Below are 15517 nucleotides of genomic sequence, written 5' to 3' on the forward strand. Positions count from 1 at the left end.
CCCTAGAAGATCGGGACGCTATACAGCCTGACCGGCTGGTCGTCCTTGACCGGTTTGCCTTCTCCGCCCCAGGCGCCCCACTGGCTGTGGCCGACGAAATAGTAGTGGTGTTGGCCGACTGCTCCCAGCGACAGGTCGTCGATGCCCGGCATATTGGCAAGCCGCGCCTCGGCCCAGATCAGCTTACGGCAGCCGCGGTCCAGCCGCAGGCCCATCAGCCGCTGGGGTTCGACGCCGTTCTGGGTGGCGATGAAGTCAAGAGTCAGCACGCGGCTGCGGAGGCCGCGCCGGTCTTCCGACGGGTCTCTGGCCACGCCGTCGAGGCCGACCAAAGCGGCGCCGCCCTGGCCCGCGACGAGGCTGACCGCGCCGTCGTCGGTGTCGATGCGATAGAGGCCGCTCGAATAGTCGGCCACCAGCAGAGCCCCGCTGCACAGGCCCATGCCCTGGGGTGACTTGATGGCGTTGGACTGGGCGAAAAGACTGGGAGCGGCCTCGCCCGCGCGCAGGCGATAGACACCCCCGCTGACGGAGTCGGTGGCGTAGACCGTGCCGGCCTCATCGACGATCACGTCGCCCAACTGCCGAGGCTTGCCGTCGTCGACCAACGGGTAGCGGGCCAGCACCCTGCCGTCGGGAGCCAGTTTCAGCAGCCCGGTCCGCGCCGGTCCCGAGCCGCCGGGCAGGTCGGCGCCCCAGGCCTCGGCGATCCAGACCGCGCCGTCTTGGTCCAGCGCCATGCCGAACAGGGCGCCGGTGTCGGCATCGCCCTGCAGGAAGGGGCTGAGCTGGCCTTCGTGCACACGCAACACGGCGCGGGCGGCGACACCGCTCAGCAACAGGTCGCCGTCCGGCAGCACAGCCACGCCCTCACCGATGAAGTCGCCGCGATCGACAGTAACGACAAGCTCGGCCGTCCCCCGGGCTTGCGCATTGGTCTTCATGGCCGTGGCGACCAGCGCGAAGTCCGGCCGCGCCGCCAGGTCCTTCAGGGCTGGATCGTTGGCGACATCGAAAACCAGGCCCAGATCCGCATAGGCCTTGAGGGTGGCCACGGCCGCCTCGGGCTGACCGTTGGCGGCCTGGACCCGCGCCAGCCGGATCAGCAGGCCGGGACTGGTCGGGAACAGGGTCCTGGCCGATTCGAGCCGGGCCTGGGCGGTCTTCAGATCGCCGGCCTTGGCGGCCTCGGCCGCCTCGGTGCGCAGGCGGAAGACCTGCTCGATCATGCTCTCGGCCGGAGCGGCCCCGATCAGCGCCAGGGCGCAGACCGCGGCGAGCAGCCTAGCCGTGCGGGCTGACATAGGGGCTGACCAGACCGAGCGGGACGGCCGTGGAGTTCTTGACGCCCCGGATGACGATGCGGCTTTCGATGTTGGACACCACGCCCAGGTCGAGGATCTTGTCGCGCAGGAAGTCGTCGAAGGCGTGCATGTCGCGGGTGACGATGCGCAGCTCGTAGTCGGCGGCCCCGGTGACCGTGGCGCACTGCACCACCTCGGGCCATTTGACGACGGCGCTCTCGAACTTCTCGAGGTTTTCCTTGGTCGGCAGGCTGAGCTTGACGGTGCAATAGACCTCGAAGCCCAGGCCCAGCAGTTCGCGGTCCAGGATGGTCACCCGCCGCTGGATGATGCCGGCATCCTCCAGCCGCTTGATCCGCCGCCAGCAGGGGCTGGACGACAGGCCGACCCGCTCGGCGATTTCGGCGACCGACAGGCCGGCGTCGTGTTGGATCAGATCCAGAATCTTGGCGTCAACCGCGTCGAGCGTCTCGGACAAACTTTCTTCCCCCAGTTTGCCGATCCGCGCCGCGAACGTGCCGCGTGGCGAGGATTGGCGGGCATGGCTTTGGCCAACAATTTCGCCGCACTTATATATTCTTGCAAGCCGATCCCCATCCTCCAAAGGAAAAATTTTTCAATGCGGCGGGCTCATGCGGCGCTGGACGACTAATATCTTCTCGAAGACGGCCACGCGGGGCGGCCATTCACTCATGCGCCCAGCTTTCGCTGAGGAGGCGGGGTGGGTAGGCTCGCTTCATGGATTCGTTTGATTTCGACGCCGTCGTGGTCGGCGCGGGCGCGGTCGGCCTGGCCAGCGGCTATGCCCTCGCCAAACGCGGGCTCACCGTGGCGGTGCTGGAGGCCCAGCGGATCATCGGCCAGGGGGTGTCTTCGCGAAACTCCGAGGTCATCCACGGTGGGCTCTACTATCCGACTGGTTCGCTGAAGGCCCAGTTCTGCGTCCAGGGCCGGCGGGCGCTCTACGCCTTCCTGGACAGCCACAAGGTCGACTACCGCCGCTGCGGCAAGCTGGTGGTCGCGCCTTCGCCCGAGGACGAGGCGCGGGTCATGGCCATCGCCGAGCAGGCTCGGGCCAACGATGTCGAGGGGCTGGAGGTGCTGAGCGGCGCCCAGACCCTGGCTCTGGAGCCGGGCCTCAGGGCGCATATGTCGGTGCTGTCGCCGCAGAGCGGCGTCTTCGACAGCCACGGCTACATGTCGGCCCTGGAAGGCGAGATCGGCGAGCGGGGCGGGGCCGTGGTCACCGCCACGCCCTTCGAGGGGGCCGAGCCGCTGGCGGGCGGCGGCTTCAAGGTGCGGGCCGGGGGCGAGGCGCCGGCGACGCTGACGACCCGGCTGCTTGTCACCGCGCCCGGTCTGTCGTCCCAGGCCGTGGCCGGCCATATCGAGGGCTTTCCGAAGGATCGCATTCCGCCCCGCCATCTGGGCAAGGGGGTCTATTTCCGGCTGACCGGCAAAGCGCCGTTCGAGCGGTTGATCTATCCGCCGCCCATCCCAGGGGCGCTGGGCACCCATTATCGCAAGGACCTGGGCGGCCAGGCGGTGTTCGGGCCGGACCTCAGCTATGTCGAGACCGAGGACTATTCGGTCGACGACAGCCATGCGCCGGAGTTCTACGCCTATATCCGCAAGTTCTGGCCTGGCCTGCCCGACGGCGCGCTCAGCCCCGACTATGCCGGCATCCGGCCCAAGCTGCATGGCCCCGGCGAGCCGCAACCGGACTTCCAGCTCGATGGCGTCGAGGTCCACGGCCTGCCGGGCCTGATGGCGCTGTTCGGCATCGAGAGCCCGGGCCTGACCTCCTCCCTGGCCATCGGCGAGGCGGTGGCCGAGCGGCTTACGACTTAGGGACCAGCTTCAGCACCCGGCCGTCGCTGTCGTCGGTCGAGACATAGATGCTCCCGTCCGGCCCGACGATCACGTCGCGGATGCGTTCCTTCAGATCGGTCAGCAGCCGCTCCTCGCCCACGATCTTTTCGCCGTCGAGGGTGAGGCGGACCAGCTGCTGGTCCTTCAGCGAGCCGACGAACAGGCTGCCCTTCCAGGCCGGAAAAAGATCGCTGTTGTAGAAGGCCATGCCGGACGGCGCGATCACCGGGTCCCAGTAGTAGAGCGGCTGTTCCAGCCCGGCCTTCTGGGTGATGCCCCCGCCGACCTTGGCGCCGCTGTATTCGGTTCCGTAGGTGATGGTCGGCCAGCCATAGTCCCGGCCGGCGAGCGGCGCGTTGATCTCGTCGCCGCCCCGCGCGCCGTGCTCGATGGTCCAGAGCCTGCCGGTGGCCGGATTGATCGCCCCGGCCTGGATGTTGCGATGGCCGAGCGACCAGATCTCGCCCTTGGCGTCCGCCTTGCCAACGAAGGGGTTGTCGGCGGGGATCCCGCCATCGGGATTGATGCGGACCACCTTGCCCAGCGTGCCGTCCAGCCGCTCGGCCTGGTGACGGCCGGGCAGGATCGAGCGCTCGCCGGTGGTGATGAACAGCTTGCCGTCCGGAGCGAAGACCAGGCGGCCGCCGAAATGCAGGGTGGAGTCCAGGGTCGGGGTCTGGCGCCAGATGACCTGCACGGCCTCCATCTTCGCGCCGTCGGCCGAGAGCCGGCCCCGCGCCGCCGCCGTGCCGTTGCCGCCCTCGCGCGGTTCCGAATAGGTCCAGTAGATCAGCCCGTCCGGCCCCGCCGCCACGTCCAGCAGTCCGCCCTGGCCCCGCGCATCGACGGGCGGCAGGCCCGCGACGGGCGCCGACAACGCTCCGTCCTTGCCCACGATCCGCAGCCGCCCGGCCCGCTCGGTCACCAGCAGCCGGCCGTCCGGCAGGAAGGCCATGCCCCAGGGATGGTCCAGCCCCTTGGCGACCGGAACGACATCGAAGGCGACCTTGGCGGTGGCGAACGGCGCGCGGGTCTGGCCCGGGAAGGCCGGCTTCTGGTCGGGGGCGTTGGGGCTGCGGGTCTCCAGCGGCTGGCCGGGCGTCTGGGCGACGCTCGGTGGCGCGCCACAGGCGGCCAGAAGCAGCAGGGCGAAGACGGCGGGGGCGGGGCGCATGGCCGGTTCCTTTAAGGCAGCAGTTCCTTCAACGCTCCGGCCGGGTCGACGTTCTCCAGGTGGATCAGCGACCACAGGGCGAAGAACAGCAGAGGCCAGCGGTTGTGGGCCTGGGTGTCGTCGGTGAAGACGGCGCGCACCGCCTCGGGCTTGCAGAGCTCCGTCACCGCCTTCAGCCCGGCGATGCGGGGACCCAGATCCGCGGCGCGCGGGGCGATCCAGTCGGCCACCGGCACGGTGAAGCCCTTCTTCTTGCCCCAGGGGTCGGCGGCCGGGCAGTGACGCTCCAGCCATTTGCGCAACAGCCATTTGCCCTTGCCGTCGCGGATTTTCATCGTGTCGGGCAGGTGGAAGGCCAGGGCGGCCACCTCCTTGTCGAGGAAGGGCGTGCGGCCCTCCAGCCCGTTGGCCATCAGACAGCGGTCCAGCTTGAGCAGCAGGTCATTGGGCAGCCAGGTGGCGATGTCGCCCCACTGCGCGCGCTGCAGCGGACTGTATCCGGCCGGCGACATGCTTTTGGGGATTTGGGCGGCCGCCCGCCAGCGCGCCAGGGCCCCGTGGCCGCGGTCCTTGAGGAAGGGGGCGTCGATCTGCGGCTCGGCGGCCCGGCCGCCCAGCCAGGCGGGCCGCTGGGCCCGGCGATAGCGGCCATAGCCGGCGAACAGCTCATCGCCCCCCTCGCCGGTCAGGATGACGGTCAGCGTGCCCTTGGCGGCCTCGGCCAGCTTGTAGGTCGGCAGGGCGGCGTAGTCGGCGGTCGGCTCGTCCAGGGCCCAGGCGACCTGGGGGGCAATACGCCAGAAGTCCTCTTCGCCAAAGCTGGTCTCGCGCCAGTCCAGGTCCAGGGCCCGGGCCACCCGCTCGGCCTGGGCCCGTTCGTCCCGGGCGCCGGGGGCGTCGAAGCCGCAGGTGAAGGCGGTGACCGGCCGCTCGTTGAGCCGCGCCATCAGGGTTGCCACCGTGGCGCTGTCCACGCCGCCGGAGAGGAACAGGCCGTAGGGCACGTCGGAACGCTGGTGAACCTTGACGCTGTCCTCCAGAACCGCGTCCAGGCGGGCCAGGGCGTCCGCCTCGTCGCGGACCGGCGTCCCCATGGGCGGAATGGCCGGCTGCAGGCGCTCCTCGCGGTCGCCGACGATGACCTGGTCGATCTCGCCCGGCTCCACCGCTTCCAGCCCGCGCCAGATGGTGTTGGCATAGATGCGGTCGGGCGCGACATAGCCCAGGGCCAGCAGGTCCTCGAGCGCCTCGGGCCGGGCCATTTTTGCGGTCTTGCCGGCGGCGAACAGGGCGCGGGGCTCGGAAGCGAAGCTCAGGGCGTTCCCGTCGCGGGTGACGCTGAGGGGCTTGATGCCGAACGGGTCGCGGACCAGCCAGGTCCTGCCGTCGCAGCCGATCAGGCAGAAGGCGTACATGCCGCGCAGGCGTTCGAAGGCCTTCTCGCCCTCCTGGGCGTAGATGTGCAGCAGCGGCTCGAAGTCCGAGCCGGTCCCCAGCCTGCCCTTCAGCTGGAATGCCTCGGCCAGCTCCAGATAGTTGTAGATCTCGCCGTTGCCGATGATGGTCGAGCCGGCCGCGTGCAGCGGTTGCCAGCCACCTTCCAGGTCGATGATCGACAGGCGTGCATGGGCCAGCGAGGCGTCGCCGACCTGCTCGATGCGGATGCCGTTGGGGCCGCGATGCTGCAGGGTGTCGATCAGCGGCCTGGCTGACCCCCCGCCGCCCAGCACGCCGGCGATACCGCACATCAGGCCGCTCCGTTCATGAGGCGCCGTATTGGGCGAACAGGGCCCGCCATTGGCCCAGAATGGCGGCCTGGCTGAACTCGGCCTCGACCCGGGCGTGACCGTTCTGGATCAGGCGGATGCGCAGCATCGGATCGGCCAGCAGCGCGTTGGTCCGCGCCGCCAGGGCCTCGGCGTCGTCGATGGGGACCAGCAGGCCGTCGTCGCCGTCGCGGATCAGGGCGGCCGGGCCCTGGCTGGCGGCGGCGACCACCGGCAGGCCATGCGCCCAGGCCTGGATGACCGTATTGCCCAGCGGCTCGAACCGCGAGGGAAAGAGGCAGAGGTCGGCCGCACCGTAGAGGGCCGAGGGGTCGTTGCGCCAGCCGAGGAAGCGCACGCGGTCGCCAAGGCCCAGCGCCCCGGCCAGGGTCTTGAGCTGGTCCTCCAGCGGCCCGGCGCCGGCGATCCACAGATACGCGCCCGGGATGGCGCGCAGCGCCTGCAGGCTGATGTCGTGGGCCTTGGCCGAATGCAGGCGGCCCATGCTGAGCAGCAGGGGGACATCCGATGGCGTATCGAGGCTGGCCCGATCCACCGGTGCGCCATCGGCGGGCGCCTCGGCGAAATTGGGGATGTAGTGGGCGCGATCCGCCGGCCAGCCCTCGCGGACCATCCAGTCCACGATATCGCGGGTGTTGCCGACCAGGGCCTCGAAACCGCGGTAGTTCTTCAGCTTGTAATAGCCGCCCAGTCGGCCGATGCGGGCCCAGGGACCTTTGGGGGTATGCTTGGCGGCCCGGTTCATCCAGGCGACCAGGACCCTGGCCTGCCGGGCCTTGGCGAAGCTGGCGATCCCCGGACGGGTCAGCAGGTCCAGCGGGCTGCCGAAGCCGAAGGTCTTCACCGCCAGCCCGGCGGCGGTCAGGGCCTGCTCGCGGCCGGCGTGAGGGCGAATCGCGCAGGCTTCGCTGAGGCCGGCCCGGCTGAGCGCCGTGACCAGGTCGACGAAATAGGTTTCCGCCCCGCCGTCGGCGTTGGAGCCCAGGAGATGCAGCACGCTCATCGGCGGCGAAACTAGCTGGCAAAGGCCAGTTTCCCAAGCCGCTTGAAGCGATGAGTTCGAGTCCCTATAACCCCGCGCTCATAGTTGGGCGCGAGCCGTATGGCTGGGTAGCTCAGATGGTTAGAGCGGTGGATTCATAACCCACAGGTCGGCGGTTCGATCCCGCCCCCAGCTACCAACTATGCTTCTGAATAATCAGAGAAATCAGGCGGCCTGGGTATGATCCGGGCCGTCGGTCGCCGGCAGCAGGGCGTCCAGCGCCGCCAGCAGGCGGTCGGGCTTGATCGGCTTTTCGACCACGTCGTTCATGCCGGCCGCCAGGTAGCCCTTGACGTCGTCGGGATCGGCGTTGGCGGTCAGGGCGATGATCGGGATGCGGGCCCTGGCGTCCGGCAGGGCCCGGATGGCCCGGGTGGCGGCCACCCCGTCCATGCGCGGCATCTTGATGTCCATCAGGATCAGGTCGAACGACCCGGTCTCCAGGGCGGCCAGGGCCTCGACCCCGTCCTCGGCCTGTTCGGAGGCGCAGTCGAACATCTCGCACAGCGCCTCGGCCACCATGCGGTTGGTGGCGTTGTCGTCGACGATCAGGATACGGGCCAAGGCGCCGCCGCCATGATTGCTGGGGACGGGGGCGGCTTCGGCCTGCCGGGCCTCGGCCACGGCCAGGTCGAAGGTCACGGTGACGCCGGCGCCGACATTGGCCTCGGCGCGGATTTCGCCGCCCATCGCCGCGATGATGCGGCCGGCCAAGGTCATGCCGATGGCGGTGGCGAAGTCGGGCATCCGCCGCAGATCACGGCCGGACAGCGTTTCGAACATGCCGGCCAACTGGCTGGCTTCAAGCTCGCGGCCGCCGTCGCGCACCCGGCCTTCCAGGGCTAGGCCTTCGGGGCAGGGACGGGCCTTGAGCGACACCTCGACCGCGCCGCGGCGGCTCTCGCCAATGGCCCGGCCGATCAGGGCGTCGAAAATCTCGTGCAGCTGCTCGGCGTCGACCTCGGCCTGAAAATCGGGCTCGCCGTCGTACGAAGCCAGCAGGGTCACCCCGGCGGCGGCGGCGCGGTCGACCCAGCGGGCGGCGACCGCGTCCATCAGATCCTGCAGCTTGTGCGGCGCGGGCGTCAGGGTCAGGCCCTTGATGTCGGCGGCGTGCAGCATGGCGGCCCGATGCATCAGGCGGCGGATGTCGTCGCTGGTCTCGCCGATCGCCCGGGCGCAGGCCAGGGCGTCGCTGGGCAGCGGCAGGCGCGAGAGGCGGGTGCTGAGGTCGGCGATGGCCTCCAGCTGGCGCAGGGTCTCGGCGGCGACGGTCTGGGTGACCGCGGCGTTGGTTTCCTTGAGATCGCGGTTGCGGTCGCGGCGGGCGGTCAGCAGCGACAGCGGCGAGCCCACGCCCAGATAGCGCTCGCCCTCGACGACGATGAAGCCCAGGGCCAGGCTGGCGGGCGAAGCCGCCAGGACCTGATCCTCGAAGGCCCGGGCCGAGAGGCCGGCTTCGGCGACGAGCGGCCGGCCGTCCATGATCTGGCTCACCGGCGCGGCGGCCTTGGCCGGATCGGCCCGCAGATGCGCGAAACAGGCTTCGCGGCCGACCAGGCCGATCGGACGCCCGTCGGCGACCACGGCCAGAGCCATGGCGGCCGGCTCGGCGGCGAACCGGTCAGCAAGATCGTCCAGACGCGTATCGGAGCCGACAGGCGCGGGGCGATCGATCAGATGAGCGAGGGTGTCCATGAATGTCGCCGGCCGGTTTGAGACGATCACTATGACCGGCGGCGCTTGAAAAGAGGTTAAGCCTGACGAGGTCTGCCACCCCCATAAGAAAAAGGCGGCGGGAACTTGCGCTCCCGCCGCCAGATACCAGTGTTATGCCTTGATCAGAACGACTTGCTGATCGCGATCCCGTAGGTGCGCGGCTCAGTGTAGAAGGCGTTCCGGAACAGACCGGAGCTGTCATCCGTCAGATAGGTGTCGGTGATGGCTTCCTCGTCGGTCGCATTCTTGACGAAGGCGTCGATGACCAGGCCGGCGCCGGGGTTCGCCACCGTCAGGGTCACATTGACGTTCTGCCAGCCTTTGATCTTGTCGGCATTGCTGTTGTAGATGCGCGAGAAGCTGTCGGTCTGCTTGTAGTAGTCGCCGCGCAGCGTCGTGGACCAGTCGCCCATGTCCCAGGTGTACTGGGCGCCAAACGAAGTGGTCCAATGCGGCGAGTTCGGTAGTTCCTTGCCCTTCAGGCTCACCGCCACGCCGTCGCTGGGAATCAGACCGGCATTGTAGCCCGTGACGGGCAGGGCGCCCGCAAAGCTGCCGGAGCAGATGCCCAGGAAGTCGAAGACGTTCAGCGGACGGATGCTGAAGGGGTTGTTCGCGTCGCCCGGCACCGGGATGACCGGGGTCTGGGCGTTGTAGGTGGCCATGAAGCCAGCCAGGGCGGTGGTGGAAACCACGCAGTTGGCGGCGCTGCTCGACTTGACCAGGGTCAGGGCGGGATTGTCCTGGGTGCGGTTGAAGGTATCGATCGAGCTGCCATTGACGATTTCGGTGTCAAGATAGCCGATGTTGGCGTTCAGCCGCAGGCCGCGGACCGGGTTCCAGATGGTCTCGATTTCCAGGCCCTTGATCTTGGCGTCGATGTTCTCGTTGATCGAGGTGCGGTTGACGATCTTGGAGACCTGGTAGCCCTTGTAGTCATAGTAGAAGCCGGTGACGTTCAGTAGCAGGCTGCCATCGAAGAAGGTGTTCTTCGAACCGATTTCGAAGCTGTTGACGAACTCAGGGTCAAAGGCCGGCGGGGGGCAGCTGGCGACGCCGGGCGAGCAGGCCGGGTTGGCGCCGCCCGCCTTGTAGCCCTTCGAGTAGAAGGCGTAGACCAGGTTGTTGTCGGTCAGCTTCCAGTCGAAGCCCAGGCGACCGGTCATTTCCTGGAACCGGACCTTCAGCAGTGGCGGCTGGCCGGTCGGCGGCGCCCCGATGCCGGAGCCCGGCGTCGCCAGCGTCACTTGGTGGTTCTCGACCGACTTGGAGTCGTCGGTGTAGCGCAGGCCGCCGGTGATCTTGAAGGTATCGGTCAGCTGCCAATAGACTTCACCGAAGGCGGCGCGCGACTTCAGGTGATAGGGGCCGTAGTTGTCATAGTAGTTGTGACCGCTGCGGTTGGGGTTCTGGTTCGGATCGATGAAGATACAGGCGGGGTTGCTGGCCGCGCAGTTCACCGCGCCGGTGTTCAGGAAGTTCTGGACGCCGACATAGGCCGTGCCCGTGTTGAACATCACGAAGTAGTCACCGGTCGCCTTGAAGTCGAGGTAGATGCCGCCGACGTTGAAGTTGATCGGCCCGTCGAAGTCCGACTGCAGTCGCAGTTCCTGGGTGAACTGCTTGGTGTCCGCCGTCGAGATATCGAAGGTGGCGAAGCGGTTGGTCGCACCGTTCTGCGGGTCGTTGACCACGCCGCCGGGGAACAGGCTGGCATAGATGCCGTTATAGACACCGGCGCCGGCGGGGCAGTTGCGGGGCAGTGAGAGCGAGCCGCAGACGCCGGCCTGGACAGCACTGGCGATGGCGTTCACCGGGTTCGGCGCGACGTTGAACGCGATGTTCGGCACCACCCGGTTGTAGTCCTGGCGGGTGAACAGGTTGAGCGTCGAGTACGAGGTCAGCGAGGTCAGCCGCAACTCGTCCGTCAGATCCCAGTCGATATTGAACTCGTAGATGTCCGTCGACGACTGATAGATCGGATCGTGGATGGACTCGATGTTGCGGATGTTCGGGTCCTGCACCTTGCCCGCAAGCGCGTCGCCGGTGATCAGGCCGGTCAGGGCGCCGAACAGGCCGCCCAGGGTCGCCTGGGTGTTCAGGGTGCCGGTCGAGACGCCGGGCGTATAGAGCGAGACGTCCTGACAGCCCTGGCTGAGGAAGCCACGCTCAATCAGCGCCGAGGGCGCATTGAACGGGAACAGGCCGACGCCGCCGACGCTGGTCGGGCCGGGGTCCTTGGCGCAGAATTGACGGCCGATCCGCGAGCGGTTGTCGTCTTCGTCGAAGTGATCGTAGAGCAGATAGGTCTTGAAGGTATCGCTGGGCTGCCAGGCCAGAGTGGCGCGGACGTCCCACAGCGAGCGGTCGTCGACGTCGTGGTGGGTATAGGTGTTGTCGCCGTAGCCGTCGCGGGTCAGCGACACGGCCGCCACGCGCAGGGCCAGGTCGTCGCCGATCGGGACGTTGATCATCCCCTTCAGCTTCAGCGAGTTGTAGTTGCCGTACTCGACCTTGGCCAAGGCCGAGAATTCACCCATCACCGGCTTGGCGGTGATCATGTTGACCACGCCGCCGGTGGCGTTGCGGCCGTAGAGGGTGCCCTGCGGGCCGCGCAGCACTTCCACCCGCTCCACGTCGAAGAACTCGGCTTCGAACAGGTTGTTGGCGGTCAAAGGCGCGTTGTTCAGGTGGATGCCGGTGCCGGCGTCGCCGGAACCCGACACCAGCTTGGAGCCGACGCCGCGGATCTGGAAGTTGTAGCCGGTGAAGTTCCCCTTGGAGAAGTTCACGTTCGGGATCGAGGTGACCAGGTTGGGGCCCCCGTCGATCTTTTGCTTTTCAAGCGCGTCCTGGCTGAACGCCGACACCGCGATCGGCACGTCCTGAAGGGCTTCTTCCTTCTTCTGCGCCGTAACGATGACATCGGCGACCGTTGTTCCTTCGTCATCAGCGGCGAAGGCGGGCGCGGCGGGTGCGGCTACGGCCAAAACGGCCGCGGCGGAAACGCCCATGACGAGCAGACTCCGCAGGCGCAGAGATTTCAACATTCGTAACCCTCCCCGGACAGCACGGACCGTGTAAGCCGGTCCTTTCGCGCTAGTCCCTATGTGTTTCCTCGGCGTCGCGCTGATATCACACCACAAGGGCGCGCGACTTTCCCCCGCAGTTGACCAGATTGCATACAGACGTTTGGATCGTGTCAACAGCCGGCGCTAGGTGAACAGTGATAGGTTATGGCTTTTCACCTTTGTGTTGCCCGGATGCGCCGCCGCTGGTCCCGCGGGGGGTTACTTCTTCAATCCGCGAGAGAAAATGCGCCTGAAAACAAGGCGCCATGGTCCATTTTACCTGACGTTGGGGAATGGAATCATCGGGGCGGCCGAGCGGGTTTTGTGGCGCCTCGGCGGTGGTGTAGAAGCCAGCCTCTTCGATGCGGCCGGCCACCACGGCCGGCCATTCTACCCACATGACCGGCGACGGCGGATTTCTGGCCCATGACCTCAGTTGCAGTTGAAGACACCGGCGCCCTGGTGCTGTTTTCAGGCGGCCAGGACTCGTCGGTCTGCCTGGCCTGGGCGCTGGCCCGCTATGGCCGGGTCGAGACCGTCGGGTTCGACTACGGACAGCGCCACCTCGTCGAAATGCAGGCGCGCCAGACGGTGCTGGCCGGCTTCTGCGCCCGGTTTCCCGACTGGGCGCCCCGGCTGGGCGAGGACCATGTGCTGGATCTGAAGGGCTTCGGGGCCGTCGCCCAGTCGGCCCTGACCGCCGACCGGGCCATCGAGATGACCGAGCGGGGCCTGCCCTCGACCTTCGTGCCGGGCCGCAACCTGGCCTTCTTCATCTATGCCGCCGCCCTGGCCGACCGCCGGGGGCTGACCGCCCTGGTCGGCGGCATGTGCGAGACCGACTTCTCCGGCTATCCCGACTGCCGGCGCGACACCCTGGACGCCATGCAGGGCGCGCTGAACCTGGGCATGGAGCGGGCGTTCGTCATCGAGACGCCGCTGATGCGGCTGACCAAGGCCCAAACCTGGGCCCTGGCTGCAGGTCTCGGCGGCGAAGCGCTGGTCGATCTGATCCTGAAAGAGAGCCACACCTGCTATCGCGGCGAGCGCGGCGAACGCCACGCCTGGGGTTACGGCTGCGAAGACTGTCCGGCCTGCGATCTGCGCGCGCGGGGCTGGGAAGAATGGACGGCGGCCGGCCGCCCCAGGCTGGTCGCATGACCTACAGCGTCAAAGAGATCTTCCTGACCCTGCAGGGCGAGGGCGGCCAGGCCGGGCGGGCGGCGGTGTTCTGCCGCTTCGCCGGCTGCAACCTGTGGACCGGCCGCGAGAAGGACCGCGCCAGCGCCGTCTGCACCTTTTGCGACACCGATTTCGTCGGAACCAATGGCCCCGGCGGCGGGCGGTTCAAAACCCCGGCCGCCCTGGCCGCCGCCGTGGCCGCCGCCTGGACCGGCGCGCCGGAGAACCGGCTGGTGGTCTGCACGGGCGGCGAGCCGCTGCTGCAGCTGGATCCGCCGCTGATCGCGGCCCTGCACGCCGAAGGGTTCGCCATCGCCGTCGAGACCAACGGCACATTGCCCGCGCCGGAGGGCGTCGACTGGGTCTGCGTCAGCCCCAAGGCCGACGCGCCGGTGGTCCAGACAAGCGGCCAGGAACTGAAGCTGGTCTGGCCCCAGGCCGGCGTCGATCCGGCCCGTTTCGAGGGCTGGGATTTCAAACGCTTCTTCCTGCAGCCGATGGACGGGCCGGATCGGGCGGGGGCGACCCAGGCCTGCATCGCCTACTGCCTGGCCCACCCGAAATGGCGGCTGAGCGTGCAGAGCCACAAATACCTGGGCATCCCCTAGACGGGCAGGCTCTCGAATTCGTCGTCCTGGCGGCGATAGGGGCCGGAAAAGCGCGGATCGGCCCGCCGGCGGCGGTCGGGGCCGAAATAGCTGTCGATCCTGACATAGGGCCGGGGGTTTTCGATCACCTCCTTGAGGCGCGAGAGCAGGCCGCGGGCGGTGATCGGCTTGACCAGGAACTCGTCCACCCCGACATCGCGCGCCTCGCGCACCCGCTTCTGAGTGGAGTGGCCGGTGACCATGATCACCGGCGTCATCTGGTTGGGGCTGTCGGCGGCGTTGCGCAACAGCCGCACGAAATCGATGCCGTCGAGCGGCGACATGGTGAGGTCGGTCAGCACCACGTCGATATTCATCCGCCGCATCAGATGCAGCGCCTCGGCCCCGTCATTGGCCTCGTGGATGTCGGTGACGCCGATGGCGCGCAGAATCTCGGCCAGCAGGACCCGCATGTGGTGATTGTCGTCGACGACAAGAATTTTCAGTCGGTCGAAACGCACGGGAAGGTAGCCGCCCACTGCCCCAGGGTGGCCGTGGTTAAACGCCTAAGCCTTTGGTCGTCAACGGAAAAACGGCCGTTTTCGTCAAATACGAGAATTGCGGAATGATACCGGTCGCAACCTCGGGAGAGGCCTTAGCGGCGCTCGGTTTCGCCGGGATGAAAGGCCCCGCCGCCGGTCTGGGCGCGGTGGCGCAGGAAGGCGTCGGCCAGCACGCAGGCGGTCATGGCCTCGACCACCGGCACGGCCCGGATGCCCACGCAGGGATCGTGGCGGCCGATGGTGCGCAGCTCGATTTCCTCGCCGGCCTGGTTGAGCGTCTTACGGGGGGTGAGGATCGAGGAGGTCGGCTTGAAGGCCACCCGCGCCACCACCGGCTGGCCGGTGGTCAGTCCGCCCAGCACCCCGCCGGCCTGGTTGGAGGTGAAGACCGGGCCGTCGTCGCCCTTCCGCATCTCGTCGGCGTTCTCTTCGCCTGTCAGGGCGGCGGAGGCGAACCCGGCCCCGATCTCCACGCCCTTGGCGGCGTTGATCGACATCAGGGCGCTGGCCAGTTCCGCGTCGACCTTGCCATAGATCGGCGCGCCCCAGCCGGCGGGAACGCCGGTGGCCACCACCTCGACGACGGCGCCGGTGGAGGAGCCGGCCTTGCGGATGGCCTCCAGGTGCTCTTCCCAGGTTGCGACGATGCCCCGGTCGGGCGACCAGAAGGGGTTCTCGCCGACCGCGTCCCAGTCCCAGGCTTCGCGGTCGATGGCGTGCGGGCCGATCTGCACCAGGGCGGCGCGCACCTGGACCCCGTCGATGATCTTGCGGGCCACGGCCCCGGCCGCGACCCGGGCGGCGGTCTCGCGGGCCGAGGCCCGGCCGCTGCCGCGATAATCGCGCACGCCATACTTGGCGAAATAGGGCCAGTCGGCGTGGCCGGGCCGGAAGGCCGTGGCGATGTCGGCATAGTCCTTGGAGCGCTGGTCGAGGTTCTCGATCATCAGCGAGATCGGCGTCCCCGTCGTCACCGGGCCGTCGGTCGCCGCGTCCTCGAAGACGCCCGAGAGGATCTTCACCTCGTCCGGCTCGCGCCGCTGGGTGACGAACTTGCCCTGGCCCGGCTTGCGGCGGTCCAGCCAGACCTGGATGTCGGCGGGGGTGAGTTGCAGTCCCGGCGGACAGCCGTCGACCACGCAGCCCAGGGCCGGCCCGTGGCTCTCGCCCCAGGTCGTCACGCGGAACAGATGGCCGAAGCTGTTGTGCGACATGG

Annotated in this window: 13 protein-coding genes and 1 tRNA gene; 4 read left to right on the forward strand and 10 right to left on the reverse strand. The window is 68.3% G+C overall.

Going from position 1 to position 15517, the window contains the following annotated elements:
- Positions 1–2: 2 nt before the first annotated feature.
- Entirely contained in the window at positions 3–1304 is a 1302-nt protein-coding gene (locus tag QO010_RS06015; RefSeq protein WP_307347356.1) for a tetratricopeptide repeat protein, read from the reverse strand.
- A complete protein-coding gene (locus QO010_RS06020; protein ID WP_307347359.1) occupies positions 1285–1782 on the reverse strand; it encodes an Lrp/AsnC family transcriptional regulator in 498 nt (165 codons plus the stop codon). The genes QO010_RS06015 and QO010_RS06020 overlap by 20 nt, the downstream gene beginning before the upstream one ends.
- Before the next feature lie 260 nt (positions 1783–2042).
- Between QO010_RS06020 and QO010_RS06025 the strand changes: the two genes are divergently transcribed.
- Positions 2043–3155 (forward strand): NAD(P)/FAD-dependent oxidoreductase, encoded by a 1113-nt coding sequence (locus tag QO010_RS06025; RefSeq protein ID WP_307347361.1) that lies wholly within the window; start codon positions 2043–2045, stop codon positions 3153–3155.
- Here the strand turns inward: QO010_RS06025 and QO010_RS06030 are convergent.
- From QO010_RS06030 to QO010_RS06040, 3 genes are read right to left on the reverse strand one after another with little or no spacing between them, the layout of a single operon-like run.
- Entirely contained in the window at positions 3145–4350 is a 1206-nt protein-coding gene (locus QO010_RS06030; RefSeq protein ID WP_307347364.1) for a PQQ-dependent sugar dehydrogenase, read from the reverse strand. The two genes, QO010_RS06025 and QO010_RS06030, sit on opposite strands and share 11 nt — an antisense overlap.
- A gap of 11 nt (positions 4351–4361) precedes the next feature.
- Positions 4362–6098: an asparagine synthase (glutamine-hydrolyzing) gene (asnB, locus tag QO010_RS06035; protein ID WP_307347366.1), complete on the reverse strand. Its 1737-nt coding sequence runs from the start codon at positions 6096–6098 to the stop codon at positions 4362–4364.
- A 13-nt stretch (positions 6099–6111) separates the two neighbouring features.
- Complete coding sequence (locus tag QO010_RS06040; RefSeq protein WP_307347368.1) at positions 6112–7140, reverse strand: glycosyltransferase; 1029 nt, start codon at positions 7138–7140, stop codon at positions 6112–6114.
- A 101-nt stretch (positions 7141–7241) separates the two neighbouring features.
- Between QO010_RS06040 and QO010_RS06045 the strand changes: the two genes are divergently transcribed.
- Positions 7242–7318 (forward strand) — tRNA-Met (locus QO010_RS06045).
- Between the two features lie 26 nt (positions 7319–7344).
- Here the strand turns inward: QO010_RS06045 and QO010_RS06050 are convergent.
- The 3 genes from QO010_RS06050 to QO010_RS06060 form a co-directional block, all read right to left on the reverse strand.
- On the reverse strand, positions 7345–8877 hold the full coding sequence (locus QO010_RS06050) for a response regulator (RefSeq protein WP_307347370.1): 1533 nt from the start codon (positions 8875–8877) through the stop codon (positions 7345–7347).
- A gap of 143 nt (positions 8878–9020) precedes the next feature.
- Positions 9021–11948: a TonB-dependent receptor gene (locus QO010_RS06055; RefSeq protein ID WP_307347371.1), complete on the reverse strand. Its 2928-nt coding sequence runs from the start codon at positions 11946–11948 to the stop codon at positions 9021–9023.
- Between the two features lie 184 nt (positions 11949–12132).
- Positions 12133–12345 carry a hypothetical protein gene (locus tag QO010_RS06060; RefSeq protein WP_307347372.1) on the reverse strand — a complete coding sequence of 71 codons (213 nt, stop codon included), beginning with the start codon at positions 12343–12345 and terminating at the stop codon, positions 12133–12135.
- A 50-nt stretch (positions 12346–12395) separates the two neighbouring features.
- On the opposite strand from QO010_RS06060, the gene queC reads away from it, so the two are divergent.
- Positions 12396–13130: a 7-cyano-7-deazaguanine synthase QueC gene (gene queC / locus QO010_RS06065; RefSeq protein ID WP_307347373.1), complete on the forward strand. Its 735-nt coding sequence runs from the start codon at positions 12396–12398 to the stop codon at positions 13128–13130.
- The gene (queE, locus tag QO010_RS06070; protein ID WP_307347374.1) at positions 13127–13759 is read left to right on the forward strand and encodes a 7-carboxy-7-deazaguanine synthase; all 633 of its coding nucleotides are present in this window, start codon (positions 13127–13129) and stop codon (positions 13757–13759) included. The genes queC and queE overlap by 4 nt, the downstream gene beginning before the upstream one ends.
- Here the strand turns inward: queE and QO010_RS06075 are convergent.
- Both QO010_RS06075 and aroC read right to left on the reverse strand, forming a co-directional pair.
- Positions 13756–14259: a response regulator gene (locus tag QO010_RS06075; protein WP_307347375.1), complete on the reverse strand. Its 504-nt coding sequence runs from the start codon at positions 14257–14259 to the stop codon at positions 13756–13758. The genes queE and QO010_RS06075 overlap by 4 nt on opposite strands.
- Before the next feature lie 134 nt (positions 14260–14393).
- Positions 14394–15515 carry a chorismate synthase gene (gene aroC, locus QO010_RS06080; protein WP_307347377.1) on the reverse strand — a complete coding sequence of 374 codons (1122 nt, stop codon included), beginning with the start codon at positions 15513–15515 and terminating at the stop codon, positions 14394–14396.
- Positions 15516–15517 lie beyond the last annotated feature (2 nt).

The sequence above is a fragment of the Caulobacter ginsengisoli genome (genome assembly GCF_030814835.1).
In the GTDB taxonomy this organism is placed as follows: domain Bacteria; phylum Pseudomonadota; class Alphaproteobacteria; order Caulobacterales; family Caulobacteraceae; genus Caulobacter; species Caulobacter ginsengisoli.